The organism is Vibrio sp. Vb1554 (assembly GCF_033344235.1).
In genome coordinates, this window is the sequence record NZ_JAWPOJ010000001.1 from 252021 (window position 1) to 272447 (window position 20427).

Annotated in this window: 20 protein-coding genes and 1 pseudogene; 9 read left to right on the forward strand and 12 right to left on the reverse strand. The window is 44.4% G+C overall.

The features are described from left to right. The first annotated feature begins 57 nt into the window (after positions 1-57). On the forward strand, positions 58-1053 hold the full coding sequence (locus tag R8N28_RS01075) for a S66 peptidase family protein (RefSeq protein ID WP_206958927.1): 996 nt from the start codon (positions 58-60) through the stop codon (positions 1051-1053). A 26-nt stretch (positions 1054-1079) separates the two neighbouring features. Here the strand turns inward: R8N28_RS01075 and R8N28_RS01080 are convergent, their stop codons facing one another. The 4 genes from R8N28_RS01080 to R8N28_RS01095 form a co-directional block, all read right to left on the reverse strand. Then, positions 1080-2156, reverse strand: a complete 1077-nt coding sequence (locus tag R8N28_RS01080; RefSeq protein WP_065275392.1) for a PQQ-dependent sugar dehydrogenase — start codon at positions 2154-2156, stop codon at positions 1080-1082. 149 nt (positions 2157-2305) lie between these two features. Next, positions 2306-3454 carry an L-threonine dehydrogenase gene (yiaY, locus tag R8N28_RS01085; protein WP_042521463.1) on the reverse strand — a complete coding sequence of 383 codons (1149 nt, stop codon included), beginning with the start codon at positions 3452-3454 and terminating at the stop codon, positions 2306-2308. A 333-nt stretch (positions 3455-3787) separates the two neighbouring features. Next, a complete protein-coding gene (gene elbB / locus R8N28_RS01090; protein WP_065275391.1) occupies positions 3788-4438 on the reverse strand; it encodes an isoprenoid biosynthesis glyoxalase ElbB in 651 nt (216 codons plus the stop codon). 12 nt (positions 4439-4450) lie between these two features. Beyond that, positions 4451-4600 (reverse strand): hypothetical protein, encoded by a 150-nt coding sequence (locus R8N28_RS01095; RefSeq protein ID WP_165439042.1) that lies wholly within the window; start codon positions 4598-4600, stop codon positions 4451-4453. A 120-nt stretch (positions 4601-4720) separates the two neighbouring features. Here R8N28_RS01095 and yddG point away from each other — a divergent pair, with 120 nt between their 5' ends. Then, on the forward strand, positions 4721-5623 hold the full coding sequence (gene yddG / locus R8N28_RS01100; protein ID WP_065275390.1) for an aromatic amino acid DMT transporter YddG: 903 nt from the start codon (positions 4721-4723) through the stop codon (positions 5621-5623). 151 nt (positions 5624-5774) lie between these two features. Here the strand turns inward: yddG and R8N28_RS01105 are convergent, their stop codons facing one another. Together R8N28_RS01105 and R8N28_RS01110 are read right to left on the reverse strand one after the other, a co-directional pair. Next, positions 5775-6668 carry a cation diffusion facilitator family transporter gene (locus R8N28_RS01105; RefSeq protein ID WP_065275389.1) on the reverse strand — a complete coding sequence of 298 codons (894 nt, stop codon included), beginning with the start codon at positions 6666-6668 and terminating at the stop codon, positions 5775-5777. A gap of 176 nt (positions 6669-6844) precedes the next feature. After that, complete coding sequence (locus R8N28_RS01110) at positions 6845-7723, reverse strand: LysR family transcriptional regulator (protein ID WP_005375568.1); 879 nt, start codon at positions 7721-7723, stop codon at positions 6845-6847. Between the two features lie 171 nt (positions 7724-7894). Here R8N28_RS01110 and R8N28_RS01115 point away from each other — a divergent pair, with 171 nt between their 5' ends. Next, entirely contained in the window at positions 7895-8470 is a 576-nt protein-coding gene (locus tag R8N28_RS01115; protein WP_017821100.1) for a class I SAM-dependent DNA methyltransferase, read from the forward strand. Between the two features lie 149 nt (positions 8471-8619). On the opposite strand, the gene R8N28_RS01120 is transcribed toward R8N28_RS01115, so the two are convergent. Continuing rightward, positions 8620-10593, reverse strand: coding sequence for an acetoacetate--CoA ligase (locus R8N28_RS01120; RefSeq protein ID WP_318183313.1), 1974 nt, complete (start codon positions 10591-10593; stop codon positions 8620-8622). Between the two features lie 222 nt (positions 10594-10815). On the opposite strand from R8N28_RS01120, the gene phhA reads away from it, so the two are divergent. Together phhA and R8N28_RS01130 are read left to right on the forward strand one after the other, a co-directional pair. Beyond that, positions 10816-11610: a phenylalanine 4-monooxygenase gene (gene phhA / locus R8N28_RS01125; protein ID WP_065275387.1), complete on the forward strand. Its 795-nt coding sequence runs from the start codon at positions 10816-10818 to the stop codon at positions 11608-11610. Next, positions 11600-11938, forward strand: a complete 339-nt coding sequence (locus R8N28_RS01130) for a 4a-hydroxytetrahydrobiopterin dehydratase (protein WP_005375563.1) — start codon at positions 11600-11602, stop codon at positions 11936-11938. The genes phhA and R8N28_RS01130 overlap by 11 nt, the downstream gene beginning before the upstream one ends. Positions 11939-12009: 71 nt before the next feature. Here the strand turns inward: R8N28_RS01130 and R8N28_RS01135 are convergent, their stop codons facing one another. Further along, positions 12010-13779, reverse strand: a complete 1770-nt coding sequence (locus tag R8N28_RS01135) for a choice-of-anchor I family protein (protein WP_065275386.1) — start codon at positions 13777-13779, stop codon at positions 12010-12012. Positions 13780-13978: 199 nt separating this feature from the next. Between R8N28_RS01135 and R8N28_RS01140 the strand changes: the two genes are divergently transcribed. Further along, positions 13979-14323, forward strand: a complete 345-nt coding sequence (locus R8N28_RS01140; protein ID WP_005375560.1) for a HopJ type III effector protein — start codon at positions 13979-13981, stop codon at positions 14321-14323. A 38-nt stretch (positions 14324-14361) separates the two neighbouring features. Here R8N28_RS01140 and R8N28_RS01145 read toward each other — a convergent pair whose 3' ends face one another. Further along, entirely contained in the window at positions 14362-14670 is a 309-nt protein-coding gene (locus R8N28_RS01145; protein WP_080276966.1) for a cysteine-rich CWC family protein, read from the reverse strand. Positions 14671-14814: 144 nt separating this feature from the next. On the opposite strand from R8N28_RS01145, the gene R8N28_RS01150 reads away from it, so the two are divergent. Then, positions 14815-15030 carry a DUF3820 family protein gene (locus R8N28_RS01150; protein ID WP_005375557.1) on the forward strand — a complete coding sequence of 72 codons (216 nt, stop codon included), beginning with the start codon at positions 14815-14817 and terminating at the stop codon, positions 15028-15030. A gap of 40 nt (positions 15031-15070) precedes the next feature. Further along, positions 15071-15316, forward strand: a complete 246-nt coding sequence (locus R8N28_RS01155) for a hypothetical protein (RefSeq protein ID WP_033906842.1) — start codon at positions 15071-15073, stop codon at positions 15314-15316. 251 nt (positions 15317-15567) lie between these two features. Here R8N28_RS01155 and yidZ read toward each other — a convergent pair whose 3' ends face one another. Further along, on the reverse strand, positions 15568-16524 hold the full coding sequence (yidZ, locus tag R8N28_RS01160; protein ID WP_033907131.1) for an HTH-type transcriptional regulator YidZ: 957 nt from the start codon (positions 16522-16524) through the stop codon (positions 15568-15570). Further along, positions 16499-17704 (reverse strand): MFS transporter, encoded by a 1206-nt coding sequence (locus tag R8N28_RS01165; protein WP_053307823.1) that lies wholly within the window; start codon positions 17702-17704, stop codon positions 16499-16501. Before R8N28_RS01165 ends, yidZ begins: the two co-directional genes overlap by 26 nt. 576 nt (positions 17705-18280) lie before the next feature. Here R8N28_RS01165 and R8N28_RS01170 point away from each other — a divergent pair. Beyond that, positions 18281-19531 (forward strand): annotated as a pseudogene (locus tag R8N28_RS01170) (DEAD/DEAH box helicase). A 151-nt stretch (positions 19532-19682) separates the two neighbouring features. On the opposite strand, the gene R8N28_RS01175 reads toward R8N28_RS01170, so the two are convergent. Then, a complete protein-coding gene (locus R8N28_RS01175) occupies positions 19683-20099 on the reverse strand; it encodes a VF530 family DNA-binding protein (protein ID WP_005375544.1) in 417 nt (138 codons plus the stop codon). Positions 20100-20427 lie beyond the last annotated feature (328 nt).

The following is a 20427-nucleotide window of genomic DNA, read 5'->3' on the forward strand; positions in this document are numbered from 1 at the left end:
CTTCTGCTTAGATTGTACGAAAATAAATCAACCATGTATCACAAAACAAGGACGCGCATGATCATTCCTAAACCATTACAAAAAGGCGACACCATCGGCTTTTTCTCGCCATCCTCCCCAGCCACGGTATTTGCACCAGCGCGTTTTGAGCGTGCCAAAGCGTACGTGGAATCTCATGGTTACCAGCTAAAAGCAGGCAGCTTAACGGGTAAAACTGACCAATATCGCTCGGGTTCGATTCAAGAGCGAGTAGAAGAATTGAATGCGCTGATTCGTGATCCCGAAGTGCGCTGTATTATGTCGACCATTGGCGGTAACAACAGTAACTCATTGCTGCCTTACATTGATTACGAGGCATTGAAGAAAGATCCCAAGATCATTGTTGGCTATTCGGATGTGACGGCTCTACTCATGGGCATTTACGCACAAACTGGCATCGTTACTTTTTATGGTCCTGCTTTGGTGGCATCTCTGGGTGAATTCCCACCACTGGTGGACGAGACCTTCGCTTCGTTCGAATCGATAGTGAATACGTTAGATGGCTTGGCGCATCAATACACAATGCCTCAAGGGTGGACAGATGAATGGATAGAGTGGGGCGAGCAAGATCGCGCAAAGCAAACCTTGCAAAACCAGTGGCACTTCAAAGGTGAAGGCAAGATCACCGGACGTTTGATTGGTGGCAACCTCAATACCATGACGGGTATTTGGGCAAGTAAGTTTATGCCGAGTATCGAACAAGGCGATATTTTGCTAGTGGAAGATTGTTTGCAGGGCATTGAAACGGTCGAACGCTCTTTTGCGCTGCTCAAGCTTTCTGGCGTGTTTGATAAAGTTGGTGCGATTGTGCTCGGCAAGCATGAAAAGTTCAACGATAAAGGCACAGGACGAGCACCTATAGATGTGTTGCTAGAAGTGCTTAACGGTCAACCGCTGCCGATTTTGTATGATTTTGATAGCTGTCATACCCACCCAATGCTCACCGTTCCATTGGGCTCGACCATGACGCTCGATTTTGACAATGAAACGGTGACAGTGAGTTTAAAGAGCTAGCTTTTTTGACTAGCTCTGAGAGAAAACTATTTCTCCTCAAGACGAAAGATTTTGCCGCTGTCGGTAGAAAAGTAGATATAACCATCGGGGCTGATGGTTATATCTCTTACTCGCTCACCAAGATTCTCCATCAATCTTTTTGATTCGGTGAGCTTGCCATTCTCAATAGAAACCACGTTGATGTGCGCTAGTTTCAATGCACCGGCGAGGATTTTTCCGTCCAACTCTGGGTATTTATCGCCACGGTACAAGATCATATTGCTGGGTGCGATAGAAGGGATGTATACCAACTTTGGATCTTCCATTCCCGGTAACGACTTAGCTTCCCCGACGTCCAACGGACCCCAATATTCTTTACCATGAGAGACTTTTGCCCAGCCGTAGTTCGCACCTTTCTTGATTAGATTAATTTCATCGCCGCCGCGCGGCCCATGTTCAATCGACCACAGCTGTTTTGTTGCTTCGTCGTAAAACATACCTTGTGGGTTGCGGTGCCCGTAACTCCATATCTCAGGACGAGCTTCGGAAGGTTTGAATGGGTTGTCTTGCGGAACCGAACCATCAAGGTTGAGACGAAGAATACTGCCAGCATGGGTTTGAGTGTTTTGCCCATTATCACGTTCGCCACGGTCGCCGATTGAGAAGTAAACTTTGTCGTCAACAAATGAAATTCGACTGCCGTAGTGACGCCCTGTGTCGGTGATGGCATCAGCAACAAAGAGATCTTTCCAACCTACAAGCTGATTGTTTTGCAATTGCGCCGTCGCTAACGCCACCGTATTGCCTTTACTCGTTCGCTTGCTGTAGGTAAAGAAGAGTTGCGGGTTTTGCTTATCGGCATTCGGTGCGAGCGCGACATCCAATAAGCCAGCTTGCCCACTGGTGTTCACATCGGGGACGTTAAACAGCTTTTGAGGTTTGCCTGTGGTGATATCCAGCAACGAAACCGTACCGTTCTTTTCATTAACGATAACGCGTTGGCTATCTAAGAACTCGATCCCCCAAGGGATCTGAAATCCATTCGCCACTTCGTTAGCGCGGTATTCGGCAGCGTTGGCAGAAAAGGATAAACAAGCGAGTAGGGCAGCAGCAATCGTTCTCATGGTTCCTTCCAATATGAATCGTATTAATACTTAAAAGCTAACACTAAAAGACTATGTTTGGCAGAGATTCACTTGTATATGAATGTAAAAAATCCCCGATACGAGATCGGGGATTGAATTAAGGCTAGAGAATTGTTTAGTTAGCGAGATTACATCGCTTCTTCGAAGATCTTAGAAATTTCTTCGTGAGTTGCTTGTTTAGGGTTAGTGAAACCACAAGCGTCTTTCAGTGCGTTGTCTGCTAGTGTTGGGATGTCTTCTAGTTTCGCACCAAGCTCTTTGATACCTGCTGGGATACCCACATCTTTCGCTAGAGTAACGATAGCGTCGATTGCTGCCGCTGCACCTGCTTCAGCAGACATGCCTTCTACGTTTACGCCCATTGCTTTTGCTACGTCACGTAGGCGCTCAGGACATACTTGCGCGTTGTAACGCTGTACGTGAGGTAGAAGAATCGCGTTACAAACACCGTGTGGAAGGTCATAGAAACCACCTAGCTGGTGTGCCATTGCGTGTACGTAACCTAGAGACGCGTTGTTGAATGCCATACCCGCCATGAACTGCGCGTATGCCATTTGTTCACGAGCTTCTAGATCTTCACCGTTTTTCACTGCTGTGCGTAGATAAGCCTGGATAAGCTCAATCGCTTTAATTGCTACCGCATCAGTGATTGGTGTTGCTGCGATAGATACGTAAGCTTCAATCGCGTGAGTTAGGGCATCCATACCTGTTGCCGCAGTTAGCGAAGCAGGTTTAGCTAGCATTAGCTCTGGATCGTTTACCGAGATAAGCGGTGTTGTGTGCTTATCAACGATAGCCATCTTGATGTGACGCTCTTCGTCAGTGATGATGCAGAAACGCGTCATTTCAGATGCAGTACCTGCCGTCGTGTTGATTGCGATAAGTGGCATCATTGGTTTTGCAGACTGGTCTACGCCTTCGTAATCTGCGATTTTGCCGCCGTTAGAAGCAACAAGCGCGATACCTTTCGCACAGTCGTGTGGTGAACCACCACCTAGAGAGACAACGAAGTCACATTCGTTATCAGTAAGAAGTGCTAAGCCGTCGTTAACGTTGCTGATAGTTGGATTTGGTTGAGTACCATCAAACACAACGGTTGCTACATCGCGCTCAGTGAGAAGGTCTTGAACTTGTTTGACTACACCGATTTGGTTAAGGATCTTATCCGTAACGATCAAACCTTTTTTAAAGCCTTGAGATTGGATGCTGTCTGCTGCGTCTTTCAAACAACCAGCGCCCATTAGGTTTACCGTAGGGATAAAAAATGCACTTGTCATATTGGATAGCTCCGTCGTTATTTTTAATAATCTTTCTTAATTTGCCATTTACTGTCGCACATTCGTTTCCAGATTGAAGTTGATCTGAAGCAAGTTTACCTACTTAGAGGTACTTGCAAGAGAAAAACTGTGACAGTGATCTTGTTGCACTGCGTATAAGTGCAACACTGATATAAAGTAGAACAAATATGAAACTATGGACGCAAACGATTGGCAGAAATTGACTTCTGACGCGGATATATCTCTAAATTCGACTAAAGTATAAAAAATCCCCATTAATAACTTAATTATCAATGGGGATAGGGAAGTGTTTTATAAGCTAACTACTAATAATTAAGCTATTTTAATCAGTTTTGATACTAATTTTTCGATACCTGAAGCCGCTTGAGAGATATTCTCTGCCAACATGTAAGCAGGGGTTGAAAGTACGAGGTGTTTTTCATCAAAAATGATGCCTTCGACAGGGCACGTGGTGTGTTCACCGCCCATTTGATTAAATGCTATTGAGACTGCCTCATCGTTGCCTACCGTTCCTTTCACGCCTTGCTCATAAATCATCGGAATAATGACAGGAGAAATACACAGATAGCCAGCTGGTTTCTTCGCATTAGCAAACGCGCGACAAGCTTGAGCTACGTGTGTGTTAATGGAGCACTCCGCACCTGAAACGGCGAAGTCGGTTAAGTTTTTCGCAGCACCAAATCCACCTGGAAGCAGTAGGGCATCGTATTCATCAACGTTAAGTTTGGCAACATCGTCAATGTTTCCGCGTGCGATACGAGCTGATTCGATCAGTACGTTACGGGCTTCATCCATTTCGTCACCAGTTAGGTGATTGATGACGTGGAGTTGGTCAATGTTAGGTGCAAAGCAGTGCCAAGTTGCCCCTGCTTTCTCGATGGCGTAGAGCGCCAACACTGCTTCGTGGATCTCAGAACCGTCGTAAACGCCTGAACCACTTAAAATGACTGCGACTTTTTTCATGTTTGGATTCCTTTACTCTGAACGTTCCTTAGATTGCTCTTCGCTATCTAGACCATGCGTTTCCGAGTGTGTTTTAACGTTTTCACTCTCGTCGTCATCTTCATCATAGTAGCGCACAACAAAGGGTGTAAGCATAACACTAGAGGGCAGAAAATGTTTCATATCAACTCCAACGGCTTAATAGAATGATTTTTATACTGATTTTTATAAAACAGTACGTTGAACCTGATCATTTTTGAGTTAAGCTGACGTTTCCTTTGGCATTCGTGAGTGGTAGGTCACATGAAATCAGTGCAATTTCGTTTCACACTTTATGGTTGTATCGCGATTCTCTCTTGGAGTTGTCTGCTTGGCATCGCGAGGTTGGTTACGGAGAGTTTAGGTCCTGTAGGCGGGGCAGCCATGTTGTACTCTCTTAGCTCTGTTTTCCTTCTTATCGTGGTCGGTATTCCAAAGTTGTCTTACTTTTCTCCCAAGTATCTTGTGCTTGGTGGTGCGATGTTCGTTTGTTATGAAATATTTCTCGCTTTATCTTTGGGATATTCCAACTCGCGCGCGCAGGCAATTGAGGTGTCGATTGTCAACTACCTTTGGCCCGCACTGACGGTTTTATTTGCGGTCCTTGGCAGCAATAAAAAAACAAACTGGTTGCTTTATCCAGCAGTTACGCTGGCGTTTGTTGGGGTTGCTTGGACTGTGAGCGGTGAGAATGGCTTATCCATAACTCAGATCATGTCCAATGTTAGTAGTAACCCTCTGGTATATTTTATGGCTTTTGCTGGGGCGGTTATATGGGCTTTTTATTGCAACTTAACCCAAAAGCAGCAATCTAAACATAATGCGATTACCCTGTTTTTCATTGCAACAGCTGTTTCGCTTTGGATCAAATATGCGTTTACCGATGAGCCACCAATGACATTCAGTTGGGAAGCGATGGGGTACTTAGTGGCTTCTGCGGCTTTAATGGCTGGTGGTTATGGTTTATGGAACATCGCGATCGTTGGCGGCAATATGGTTTTTCTCGCCACCTTGTCTTACTTCACGCCCATTTTTTCCGCTTTATTTTCTTCTATTATTCTTGGCGTAACTCTGAGCCATAGCTTTTGGCAGGGCGTTGTGATGGTAACGGTGGGCTCGCTGATGTGTTGGTTAGTCACCAAAGAGAAGCGCGAAGCGGCTGGGTAAGTTACCAACGAGATCAGAGAATTTAAGTGAGCAACGAACAGATCTCCCTTGCGAGCTGTATTCGAATACGAAGCAACTAAATCGAAAAAATTAAAAAAGCTCCCGAGATTGGGAGCTTTTTATTGAGTTTTAACGGCTCTTTGGTGGCGCTCTAATAAGCGACGTTCAAGTGTAGTTGAAGCTTGAATCTGTGCTTCGACAGTCGCTTGATAAGCTGCTTACGAGTGTGCTCTAGTGTATCAAGCTCCAATGTGTCGTCATCAATATGTACGTCCACATTTACTCGTAGCTCTTGGCCCACCTTCGTTACGCCAGCCAGTTTCAATTGATGCTCAGTTACTTTTTCAATCTCAAGAACATCTTTGCCAACGCTCTGACACAGCTCTTTGCTTGGTGTCATCATTAGTAGTTCACGTAAGGCACCTACTAGCATATCGAACGGTACTTTGAGGAAATAAAAGCCCATTAAAACCATCATCATGGGGTCGGCATATACCGCATACTCAGAGAATGGCGTTAGTGAAACAGCCCAAGCCGAGATAAATCCTACGGTCACCGCCACACTCAACAAAGTATCCATTTGCCACTGTTTTTTCTCCGCTTCAATCAAGCCTGATGAGAAGCGGCGGCTGCGTTTCGCCATAAACCACCAAGCGTAACCACAACCGATAACATTCACGATGCCGAATAAGGTCGCAATAGAAGCATCGACCTGGCGACCTCCAGACATCAATGCTGATATCGCAGAGTAGAGAGAGAAGCTTACAACCACTAAAATGACGGCTGCTTTTATCGCAATAACGATTGGTTCTAAGACCGCTTTTCCAAATGGGAATACAGATTTTGAAGGCTTGTTAATATAGTAAGAAGCGGCCAGTGACAATAAAGTTAACAGTAAGCTGACCAAAGAGTAAACACCGTCAAAAACGATTACAATTGAGCCTACAAGCAAGCCAAGTACCATACCACCAGCAGCGAACCCAGATGCCAAAAGGGCTGAAATGGTTAGAATACGGTTTTCGTTTTTGCTTGTCCTGTCACACATAAAAGATGCCTTTGAATTTTAATACCTTACTATTCTTCGCTCATAAGGTAATTTAGGCAACCACAAAGTGACCAGTAACTAATCTAAAAAATTGCGTTTTTATTTATGTTCTTATAAAACAATGGCTTACTATGATTTCTTGGTGTCAGTAAAATTGACGCTCACTGATAAAATGTTTAGAAGTCAAATAAATACTCGCTCAATTTATCTGCTAACCACGTCATTGCTGGATGCTCAGTATGGCCGTTAGGTGAAAACATACAGTAGTCTTCTTGCGTCAAGCCGTATGTGTGTTTGATAACGGCGAGCTTCTGCTGACGAAGGTAATGGCGGATTAATGGTTCAGGAAGCACGCCCCAAGCGTCTTCTTCTAAGATGGTGTTCAGCATGTAGTCAAAACTCGAAAAACCAATATATCGAGTCGAGAAAGGTTGCAGTTCAGGGTTGTCTTTCTCATTTAGGTACACCATTAGTGCTTGCATCTGACTACGTAGATCTTCGTCTGAGACACGGCGCATCTTACTTAGGCGGTGTTCTACACTGCATACTGACATCATACGTATCTTACCTAAAGGGTTATATACGATACGAGGATCGTCTACTCGCTCATAATCAACGCCGAAAGCAAAATCTACTTGGTGGGTACTGACCAAGTTGGCTAAGTCGCCACTGGATGCCAAGATTAAGTTGAAGGTTGTTGAAGGAAAGCGGTTATTCAATGTATGAGATAATTCTTGCCAGAGATCATCAGGTAAGGAGTCGTCACGTGCTACCCAAACTTCCGCGTTAAACCCTTCCGAGATTTGAGCGCAGGTCTTTCTGACCCGTTGTGCGATGATAAGTAGGTGTTCGCAATCTTTGTAAATGGCTTTACCAGCTTCAGAGAGGGTGAGCTGGTTGCCAGTTCGGTTAAACAATTCAACGTCGAGATCTTTCTCTAATGCCTTAATCGACATACTGAGTTTGGTGCGATTGCAGTCGAGTTGCCTTGCCGCTTCAGAAACAGAACCACACTCAGCGATGGTGCAGAAGGCTTCTACTTGAGTTAAGTTCATGATTTGACACAACCAATAAATGAATTCAAATAATTTGGGTATTATGCAGATGCGCTCCCAAAGCCATGAAAGATTATCGAAAAAAACGCGAATCCGCCAGATAAGTCTATGGTCTTTTAACGGTTTTGCGGTAATCTATGTGGGTTACAAAAAGTGAACATGGAGGCCACGATGGCACAAGATTGGGACGGCTTAGCAAAAAACTGGGAATCAAATCCAGCAACAGAGCAATTTGCGCAGTCGGTGTTTGAGCAGTTACAACAGCTAACTCAGCTTGATGGCATTAAAGTACTAGATTTTGGATGCGGAACAGGGCAGTTAAGTCAACGATTGTCACCGATGGTTAAAGACATCGTAGCATTAGACGCATCGGAAGCCATGATTGAGGAACTCGATAAAAAAGAGCTCGTCAACGTAGAACCTGTGGTAGATGCACTATCTCGCGGCTTGGTCGCTCAGCACCCTGCGTTTCGTGGACAGTTCGATTTGGTGGTTGCATCATCAGTTTTAGCGTTCGTGGAAGACTTAGACGCGTCATTAACGATCTCGCATTCTCTACTTAACCACGGCGGCTATTTTGTTCATTTTGATTGGATTGCAGAATGTGAACAAGACGGTTTTACCCTTGCGAAGTCTGAGCGTGCACTGAAAGAAGCAGGCTTTACTGAAGTTGAATCGCAACACGTTTTTGACATTACATCTGACGGTAAAACAATGTCGGTATTAATGGGGCTTGGTCGCCGCTAATACTGCTGAATAAAGAACACAAAATGACAAAAGCGAGCTAACAAGCTCGCTTTTTTCTTATCTGCTGAGGGTATATGTAACTTCACTTGCTCTAAACAAGTCGTCGTGGTGCAGGCAAGGACATACTCGAACAACTAAGTCTTCGGAGGTTATTTTGAGACGACTATCCTGCGTATCTCCTCCAGCACTTCAGGGTTGGCTATTGCGCCTAAATTTTCGACGCTTCGGTTGTTAACGACTTGCTTAACGGCTAACTCGACCAGCTTTCCTGAGCGTGTCTTAGGTATATCGCTTATTGCGTAAATCGCACTAGGTACATGCCTTGGAGAACATGCAGACTTTAGCTGTGCTTTGATGGAAGCGATCATCTCGTCATTGAGCTCTACCCCTTTGACTAATTGGACAAACAGCCATATTTGTTCGTTGCGATCGACTTCTTTTCCTACTGCGATCGAATCTAGAATACCGTCTATACAGTTCACTTGCTGATAGATTTCGGCCGTGCCGATTCTTACGCCACCGGGATTCAACGTGGTATCACTTCGACCATAAAACACGTATCCCCCAACGCTGGTCTGTTCAACATCATCGCCGTGGTGCCAAATATTGTCGAATTTATCCCAATAAGCGCGATGATATCTCTCACCGGTGTCGTTCCAAAAGCCAGCAGGGAAGTTGGGTAATGAATTGGCACAAACCAACTCACCGCGCTCTCCCATTACGCTATTACCTTGTGGGTTAAAGACTCGGACATCGACCCCTAACGCTGCTGATTGGCACTCTCCCCGATAAACGGGAGAAATAGGGTTGCCTAATACAAAGCAGCCACAAATATCTGTTCCGCCAGAAATCGAGGCGAGGTGTACATCTTCTTTAATGTGCTGATAGACATAATCAAACTGTTCTGGATACAGAACAGAGCCAGTCGAACAAATGGTTTTCAGACTTGAAAATGCATCACTTTTCTGCGGAGAAAAAGATGCTTTTTCCAGCGCCTCTAGGTATTTTGCTGAGGTTCCAAATAGCGTCACTTCGGCTTGTTCTGCGAGGTCCCAGAGCACATTATGAGTGGGGTAAACAGGGCTACCATCAAAAATCACCAAACATGCACCGCTCGCGAGTGAAGAAACGTGCCAGTTCCACATCATCCAGCCGCAGGTTGTGTAGTAAAACACTCGGTCGTTCGGTTGAATATCGCAATGCAGTTGATGCTCTTTCAAGTGATTAAGCACCGTTCCGCCGACGGAATGAACGATGCATTTCGGTTTGCCTGTTGTGCCTGAAGAATAAAGCACAAATAGCGGATCGTTAAAATTCACACGAGTAAAAGTCAGCGCTTCGGGTGTGTATTGATTCAGGACGTTTTGCCAATCTTGGGTGCAGACATCGCATTCAAAAATGTGTGGTTTAAGGTAGCTAATTTGGCAAACTTGTTTAAGACCATCAAGATGATCCGCAATATGCTGGTTTTTCTCAGACATATCGAAAGTTGTGCCATTGAATGTATAGCCATCACAAGTAAACAGGATTTTGGGTTTCACTTGACCAAAGCGCTCCAAAACGCTTTCGACGCCAAAATCAGGTGAGGTGGAAGTCCAGGTCGCCCCTAAACTGGTGGTTGCTAGCATAGCTATCACCGTTTGAGGTAGGTGAGGTAAATAACCAGCGACGACATCACCTTGCTTAATTCCACATTCTTTCAACCATTGCTGCACACTCGAAACTTCTTCGCACAACTGTTTCCAGGTGTAGGTCTGTTTTTCTTCACGTTCATTTTCAAACCAAATCGCGAGATAATCGGGTTGGTGACACGCGTAGGTTAGCAAATTTTCGGCGTAGTTAATTTGCGCGTTTGGGAACCATTTTATATCCCTATTTTCAACAGGTTGCTGCCAGCGACTTTCTGCTCGCTCTTTTATGGTCTCTCCCTGAGTGCCGATGACGTCGCAGAATAGCCAAACTTCCTGCCAAAATTTTTCTACATGATCGAGTGACCATTGATGCAGATCAGCGAAGCTTTCAAGGGTATTTCCTTGTCGATTAATGTGTTCAATAAACTGTGTAATGTTGGCTTCTTCGATACGACTTTCGCTCGGTTGCCATACTTTGCTGCTCTCGCGCATAGGTCCCTCTATAACAAAGTGATAACAGGTTTTAGTTTGAGAGGAATACACGATAAAGTCAAACAAGCCAGATATTATATCGTGTCATAAAAATCATGCAGTTACGATGAGTTGTAAACAATATGTTACATCGGGATGATGCTGAGAAAATCGCGCAGGGATTGGAAGCTCTTAAGACTACAGATAGGCTTAATGTAAAGGATTTGTTAATGGAGATGAGCCATGACCCAGTATCGTTCTAAACCCGTAAACCAGGAAGGCAGGGTTGAATGGAGCCGTGAAGAAGACGCCATTTGGCGAGATTTGGTAACACGACAAATGGGTGTGATCCAAAACAGAGCTTGTGAGGCTTATTTACACGGTTTGACGCTGCTTGATTTACCTCAAGACCGCGTTCCTCAGTTGCCAGAAATTAATCGTGTCTTGATGGAGACAACAGGTTGGCAAGTGGAGCCCGTTCCCGCGCTTATTGATTTCGACCGATTTTTTAATCTACTCGGTAATAAGCGCTTTCCAGTCGCCACATTCTTGCGTACAAGAGATGAGTTCGATTACTTACAGGAGCCAGATTTCTTCCACGAAGTATTTGGTCATTGCGCGATGTTAACCAACCCAGACTTTGCTGCATTTACCGAGCATTATGGTCAACTAGGGCAAGCCGCTACCCCAAAACAAAGAGCCTATCTCGCTCGTCTCTACTGGTTTACCGTAGAGTTTGGTTTGGTGAAAGAAGGGGACAAAACCAAAATTTACGGTGGTGGTATTCTTTCATCTCCTGGCGAAACCCTCTACGCATTAGAGAGTGATGCAGCAATTCGCGACCCATTTGAATTACAAACAGTGCTGAGAACGCCTTATCGTATCGACATCATGCAACCGAAGTATTACGTGATTGATGACTTTTCTCAGCTCTTTAAAATTAGTCAGTTAAATTTATTGAAACAAGCCGATCTAGCGATTGAAGCTGGACTGCTTCCTCCACTTTTTGAACCAAAGGAACCTGCTCATGTTGAATGAACAAAAATGCGAAGCTTGTAGTATCGATGCCATTGCACTAAGCAAAGAAGAGCAACAGTCTCTGCTTCTGCAATTGTCTGATTGGCAGATCATTGAAAGAGAAGATATACCTCAACTAGAAAAGGTGTATAAATTTAAGAACTTCAAACAAGCATGGGCTTTCAGTAACAAAATCGCGGAACTGGCAGAAGATGAGTTCCACCATCCCTCTATTTTGTTGGAATGGGGTAAGGTTACCGTAACGTGGTGGAGTCACTCTATCAAAGGTCTGCATAAAAACGATTTTATCTGCGCATCAAAGTGTGACGCGCTAGCATCGGCAGAGTAGGACATTACCTCATACAAAAAAACGCCCGGCTTACGTCGGGCGTTTTGGTTCTAAATGACTTTTACATTACTTTATAGATTGATTCGGAAGACGGATGTCGTGCCCGATACCTCATTGCCAACGACGATAAAATGACCACCATTACGGGTAAAGTAATTAATGGATTCTGGACCTAAATCGCCTGCTTTTGGATTGTATGTATCGTTCATGCATTCGCCATCTTCGACTTCTGTACACACTGGTTGATTGTAATCATGGCGGTTGACGTAATGTATAAACTGCGCTTGTTTCGGGTCTGTGATGTCATAAATCATGATACCGCCTTGACGCTCCAAGCCGATAAACGCGTAATGGCGGCCGTTAATTTGTGCTACTTCAATCGCCTCTGGCTCAATGCCTTTATCATCACTTCGGTCATCGCCACTATTATTGTTATCGTTGGTGCTGTTGAAGTTCTTGCCTTCATTCAGCAGCGCGATAGTCGCGAAATCGTCACCACTATCGAAGACCAACTTGCCGTTTTCATCCCAAATCGAGAATGAACGCGCGCCAAATGATTGAACATTCTCTTGTGCAGAAAGCGTTTGTTCCGGCTTAATCACTTTTAAACGCGCGAGTTGTTTGTTGTCTTTTAGTGCCTCTGCCAATGGGTGTTCTGCTGCCACTTTCAGCTTCTTACCGCGCACTTCATCAATATGGCTTAAACAGCTCCCTTGCTCAGATGTGTATTCATCTGTACCGAGGTAATCGTCTTCATCCCACATAAAGCCAGCTTTGTCGCACAGTTCTTGAGTGGTTTTGAATCTGTACTCACGCCCGTCGCCTTCATTTGCAGATACGATGTAAGTACTCCCATTCACTGAGTAGCTGTCGATGGTGTCAGGCATAAATAAGCCAACCAGTTGTGGGTAGCTTTTCAAGTTCCCAATGATTTTGTCTTTGTTGGATGCATCGAGTTTAGCGCCCGACCAAGACTTCTCTCCTAAGCCAACAATTTTTTCTACCGATTTGCTCTCTGGATTGACGATTGCCATGGCGTTATTTTCTTGTAGCGCGACATAGATTTTACCGTTATCTGCAAAAGTGAGGTATTCCGGCTCTAGATCTTGTGCGATGGTGGCGTTTGGCCCCGAAATACGCACATTCATTGGGAGCTCTGCTTTTCGTGAACCATCAAATTCGTTAAAGCCAATTTGTGTTACTTCTGCTTGAGTAACACCAAGGCTCAGATCGATCAAAGTGATACTACCTTCAGGGTCAATGCTGTAATCGCTGTTTGGTTCTCCTTCATTAGCGGTTGCGATGTATCGGCCATCTTTTGAGAAGCCAACCATGTCTGGCAATGCGCCTGTTGGGAAAGTCGTGACTAATGACAAATCGCCGGAGCGGTACAAGCCAACAATACCATTCGCTTGTTTATTACTGTTTTCAATCGCAACTGCTACCAAACCATTGAATACAGCGACACTGTTTGCTGCGCCAATTTCAATGCCCGCTGCTTCGCCAGCGCTGTTGAGATCAATGAATGCGCTTTGCGTTGGTACGCCGTTGTCATCCATAGAAAGTACATCGACACGTTTTGCTTGAGCATTAACCACATAGAGTTTATCCGTACAAGCGTCATAACTGACGATTTCAGCTGCCGATGTGTCGAATGGAGCATCAGCAACGGATGTTCCGATAAACGTTAAACCTTGAATTGACGTTTCCCCAGTAACGGGTGCAGTGGTAGGTTTGCATTGTGTAGCGAATGAAGCCACGGTATCTTCGGGTTGTGATGAACACGCGATGGCAAGTGATGACAATGCGAGTACACCGATTGCCTTTAAAGGGGTGATCATGATATCTCCTTATCAATCCGATAGGTTGTCAATCAGCATGGGTTTTATGCTGCTGTCCATTTCCGCAATTGGAATGATAGAGCGCTGAATGACGTTTGATTTGGTAAGGCTCTGAATATATGTATGATTGATGACTCTTATATTGGCTTTTTATGAAACTAATGTGTCATCAATATGATGAAGTAGGGATAGAGGAATAATGGAATTAAAATCGTTTTTAGATTTATTGGCAGCGTCACCAGAGCAGGTCGAATTTGAAGCAACGATGGCGGTGATCGAAGATAACTATACGTTTGAGCCAACCGCTTTTGTAAATGGTGAGACACAAAACAATGCAGGCGAGAACAACGGTTCGTGTAAGATCTTCGCTTTCGGTTTGCTAAACAACCTAGACAAAGAAGCGACGCTAGCCTGCTTTGGCCGTTTTTATCGTGAAGATGTATTGCAGCATCCAGAGAACAGCGATCACCAGAATATTCGTAATTTTATGGTGACAGGGTGGGAAGGCATTAAGTTTGAAGCGTCCGCTTTAACCGCTAAATAAACACCAGTCAGAAAACGATGATCAGTAAGCCAGTCGTATTACGCGACTGGCTTTTTTTCTAGACATTTTCGGCACAAACACAGTTGGTTGGCGCTTGGCTTGGGTAAATCACGGGTTTCAATAGTAAAGCACCAGCATGTCTCTTTGCCTGCGGCGATATCACAATGGGCTTGAGTCCCGCACTCAGGACAACTGTGCGTTGAATCTTCTCCTGCGATTTGTTCGATAATCGCATCTCGTTGGAGATCGGTTTTGTCTTTCCATTGGATGATTTCATCCATCGTTCGGTGACAACCAGAGCATATTCCGGCGTTATTTTTACATGCAGCTCGACAAGGTGACTTCATTGCTTTCTCGTTCTCATTTTTTATGCCGCGTACTCTAGCATAAAGCGAGTCAAGGCCGCCAAAAATAAACGTGACTGCGATTTGCTGGTGAGGAGGGAGAACCAGTGTTACCCTTGGACGAGTTACCTTAACTCTCTGTCACTTATGTTAGAAAAAGAAAACCTCATTAAACTCGCTAGAATGCAAATGCCATTTGGGAAATATGCAGGGCGAGTGTTAATCGACCTGCCTGAAGAATACTTACTGTGGTTTGATAAAAAGGGCTGGCCAAGCGGCGAGCTAGGGGATTTGCTCAAGCTATGTTTAGCGCTCAAAATTGAAGGCTTAGATAGTGTCGTGAAGCCTTTGAAGCGTATGTAACTAGCCACAGAAACTCCCACTCTTAATGAAAAGACTTATTATGAATTTTGATATCGATGCACTGAAACATCACCAATTGGTCGAAGATGGTAAACTAGAGGGATGTTACATTCATCAGCCAGCTCAAGGTAGCCAACACAATGACAAAGCTGTTTTGGCAGAGCGCCAAGCGTTGGAAAAGTTGGGATATAAGGTAATACAGCTTAAAGCTAAAGGCGGGACAACAACGTTTGCCGAGGCGATGCAAAAGCTTGCGAAGGAAACTGGTCACCTGCCTAAGGAGTAAGTGAGTGTAACCTGCCACAGCCTTACAAGTTCTCCCACCAGACTATTTTTTCATTCAAAAGAGCCAGACCGTTAGGCTGACTCTTTTTTGTCCCCAAATGAGCTGAAATCAATTTCGAAGTGGATAATAGAGTTCAAGATTTTCAAGTATTTAATCTAATAGAAGGCAAGATCACACTCCTACGCTTATTGACAACATAAAGGGGGAGAATGTCTATTCCTTTACTTTAAATGTACTTAAACATTAACTGTTCAACTTGTGCCATACAGGCTCTTTATCGTCTCCCTCAACCACACGATTTTAGGGTTCTGGTTATTGCGCTTGTGCCAAATCATAGTAAATGGAATCAGTAGCTTGTGCTGATAATCTTCAGCAACGGGGATAGGCAACGCTATTAAGTTGGGGTGAAGCTGTTCGCAGTATCGCTGACAATATTTTGGTGCTGTGGTTAACATTTGATGGTCGGGCTTTTCTGCAACAAATAAAGCTTGCTCGAAACTCGCCATCGTTAGGCTAACGTTTCGAGTGTGTCCCTGCTCAGCCAAGATCTCATCCAACACCCAACTGTCATTTTTCTCCCATGCTACATTGATATGGGCATAGCTTAAGAAAGTATCCAAATTCCACTCTTGCTTGAGCGCAGGATGATCTTTGCGGACATACACCATAGGTAAATCTGAGAACAACACTTCGAAGTTAATGAAATACGGTAGCAGTTCTAACGACTCTTTGGAGCGAGGATGGCTTTCGCGGCCAGTAAAACCAATATCCACTTCACCGCTAGTGATGGCATCTAATGAGTCCTCATCCCAGTTATGGTACTTTACCGTTGAGTCTGGGTAAAAGTCATGGATTCGTTTGGTCAGTTCGTCGACCATGATGAGTGACAATGGCGACTCTACTCCAAGATGAAATTTAACTCCGCTTGGAACATCATCACCTCTGAGTGAAACAATCTGGTTACCGATCTGCATCCAGTCTGACAAAAGCACTTGCACGTTTGTCGCGAGATTTGTTGGTTTTAGGCCTTGCGGCGTATTCACAAAAAGCGGGTCATCAAACCAAGCGCGTAGTTTGCCTAGAGACTTACTCACGGTTGAGGGAGTTACATTAAGTTTTTTCGCCGTTTTAGTAACACTCTGCTCTTGCAGTAGCAATTGCAGAGTGAGCAGTAAATTAAGATCAAGTCGGGCAAGAGATTTCTTCATGAGGCTCACTAACGTTATGATTTGGAAATAATAATATTACGGAGAGTCCAATAACGCCACTAGCAACCAACGCTATCATTAACATCATCACGGCCGACACACCTAGCGTCGCCATCAACCAAATGTAAAGTGCAGACCAAGAAACCTGACCTATGCCAAGCATAGAGCTTGCAAGTCCAGCTTTGCGTGAGAACTGGCTTAACGCTTGGCTCATCGCCACACCAAACCCCATTGGAAAACTCATGCTGAGCAGAGTGAATCCTACCATATAAAGTGTCGGACTATCGCTATTCAAGTGAGCCGCGAGAATAACGATAGCCGACAGAAAATTGGTCATTTGTGCAGCGAACATCAATGTGGTTTGTTTGAAGCAAGAAAGAGCAAATGGAACTGAAAACGATGTCGTCATACCTACCATCGCGAGTAGTGCCATCGTTGTTGAATATTCGCCTCGAGTAAAACCAATTGAATCCATTATTATCATTGGTGACGTATTTACATAAGAGAGAATAGCTGTGACGCCTAAAGATGTATAAATAACGCGCGATATGAAAAAGCGGTTAGATAGTGATTCGTTCGAAGCTTCACTCACCTTTAAAGTTGTGCGCTTGGTTTTAGGCAAGGTTTCTTTCAAGACAAAGCAAGCAATTAAACCTATCACAACACCCATTATCGCCATGGCAGTGAATAACACGGGCCACGGAAACTTGATCATAATCAGATTGCCGATCACGGGGGCAAGTACTGGAATAGAGCAGATAATTCCATTAAGCATCGATAGAACCTTAGCTCGCTCTGGGTCCCCTAGAGTGTCACGCAAAATGGCAAAGGCCACTACATAGCAACATGCGGCACCTACGCCTTGGAAAAAGCGCATTATTAGGAAGCTATTACTGGTCTCAGCAGAGCCCGCGAACATTGATGCAAGGGTAAAAATCACTGCACCGCAAATGGCAACAGGTTTGCGTCCTAAACAATCAGCAGTTCGCCCAACAAAAACCATAGTCGATGCTAGACCAGCGAGGTAAATAGAAAAAGCAATATGAAGTTGTGATTCGCTGGCAGACAGGTCATGGGCGATTTGTGGTAAAGCAACCAAGTAGAGATCTATTGCCGTAGGATAAAGCAACACAAAGGCGAAGCTACATATCAGATATCGGGATAAATTAATTTTTTCCATTACTACCTCGTGAAGGAATTGGGCTTACGAGGATGATATGCAACATTACTCATCTTGGCGCGTTACCTTTCTGACAACAGGTATTTCCATATACGACATCAGTAACGATTGTGGCTATAGCAGTCAAATTTGCCCTAAGAAGAACCGTGGTATTGGGAGAAAGTAATCTATACAACCGAGTCCACTACATTAGTTAAATAGACAACGATGGACATTAGTGACCTGGAGTTTTCTCAAGCTATATTAAGCTCTCAAAACCACAGGGCTTAAATAGTGTGGTTAAGCCTTTGATTCGGATGTGGCCTGCCTTTGTAATCTCTTTCCCCAAAATACAATGTGTTTTGTTTTACAGGAGTCAGAATGCCTGGCTCCTTTTCCCTTTGCTTATCGCGAACGCTACCATCTTGGTCGTAGAGTATTGGTTACCGAAACCATTAACTCATGTTAGTGAAAGGAAATTCCTGAACCCTATAGTGCTTCTTTCACCAATCTTCTGTTTGGGCCATTATCTCTAACATCCAGACGCGAAATAGCATAAGATACACGGCCTTTACTAGCACTGAGCCACTCATCGTAATGACAGATAAAACACAGCAAGCGACATTTGCCGATCTTGGCCTGATTCCAACCTTAGTCGAGCGACTAGAAGCGTTAGAATACAGCCAACCGACACCCATTCAATCCCGTGCTATTCCTGATATCCTTGAAGGGAAAGATATTATTGGTGGTGCCAATACGGGTTCTGGTAAAACCGCTGCTTTTTCGCTGCCAATCCTGTAAAAAATTGTTCAGCAAGACGGATCAAACAATCGCCGTGGTAACTTCGTTTCTCACCTGATTTTAGTTCCAACTCGTGAGTTGGCATCACAGGTGGCATACAACGTCAAATCTTACTCGTACCATCTTAGAGATAAGATCAAAACGGTTGCCGTATTTGGTGGTGTATCGGTGAACCCACAAATGCTAGCGCTTCGCGGTGGCTGTGACATTATCGTAGCTACGCCGGGTCGATTACTTGATCTGGTATCCAGTAACGCGATTAAGTTGAGCCAAGTAGAAACGCTCGTCCTTGACGAAGCCGACCGAATGTTGAGCCTCGGATTTACCGAAGCACTGAATAAGATTCTTGCGTTACTACCAGAGAAGAAACAGACGCTGTTATTTTCTGCTACTTTCCCTGATAAAGTCACGACGCTGGCTCAGCAGTTGCTCCGCGACCCTGTTGAAGTTCAGTTGCAGAGCGCAGAAGCCAGCACTTTGGTGCAGCGCGTGTTTAGTGTAAATAAAGGTGAGAAGACGGCGGTACTCGCGCACTTAATCAAACAGCATCAGTGGCGACAGACTTTGATTTTTGTGAACGCTAAGAATGCCTGTAACCATTTAGCTCAAAAGTTGTCAAAACGCGGTATTACCGCTGAAGTTTTCCATGGTGATAAAGGGCAGGGCGCTCGTACTCGTGTCCTTGACGGTTTTAAGTCTGGCGAGATTCAAGTTCTTATTGCCACTGATATCGCAGCACGCGGCCTTGATATTGAAAAACTTCCAGTGGTGATTAACTTCGATCTTCCGCGTAGCCCTGCTGATTATATGCATCGAATCGGTCGTAGTGGTCGTGCTGGTGAAGTAGGTTTAGGATTATCTCTTATCGATTACGACGACTACCACCATTTCAAAGTGATAGAAAAGAAAAATAAGTTCCAACTTGAACGCGAGCAGGTAGTCGGTTTTGAAGTGGAAGACGATCAGAGTGAAGCCTACTTTTTACCAATGAAGCCGCGAGCGAAGCCGGCAGGTACGGGTAAAAAGAAGAAAAAGCGTAATCAATAGAAAACGTAAACTACATGTGAGTTTACTTACGGGAGTTGTTAGAGAAAAGGAATGCTCACTAGCTTGAGTCTTCGCTTCTAGCCATTCCTTTAAAGAACAATAGAGCCCTGCTGGAGCTACCAGTAGGGCTCTATTGCTTTTCAAGATAGTGTTATTGGCGACGAGCAGGGCGTCCGCGAGGTGAACGCTTTTTAAATGCAGACGCTGCTTTGGCTTGTGACTTAAGAATAGAGTCAACGGTTAGCGGCATTGGCTCTTTAGGTTCAAGGCCATGAGGGAAGGTACGAGCTCTTGGTGGTAAGTTGTATTCTTCTTCGCTCGCGCGTGGCATGCGCTTAAAGCGATAAAGGTAAAAGTTTTCTAATTTTTCTCTCGCCCATTCGGTTTTCTTTAAATACTTCACGCTACTTGCAATCGAAGGCTTAGTGTTAAAGCAATTAAAACGCATTGCTGTATCTAGAATGTCCCAGCCGTAAAAATCCACTAACTCTTGCAACATAGTCTCTAGCTTTAATCCGTGCAGTGGATTGTTCTGTTGCAGCTCGATTCTCTCTTCGTCAGTCATCATTTTTAAGGGCCTTACTCATTAAAGGGCGGAGTTTAACAAAGTATACAATGTAGAGATATCTATAGTTACTTTGCGATGGATGCGAGCACAGTGCTCTCTACCTTGAAAGTATAAATCGGAATTGGCCGCTCTACTTGGCTCTCTGCTCAAAAATGACTCTTAAAAGTTCAAGCGTCCCAGCTCGATGTTAAATTATTGTGTAATAAGTGAGATTTTTGTTGTTCTTTTACTAATGTCTAATATTCCTACCCATAGCAACACATGCTTAATAAGCTCAAAATCAAAATTGGTTCATGCCGCTTTCTTAGTATGGCCTAGAAGTTTGATG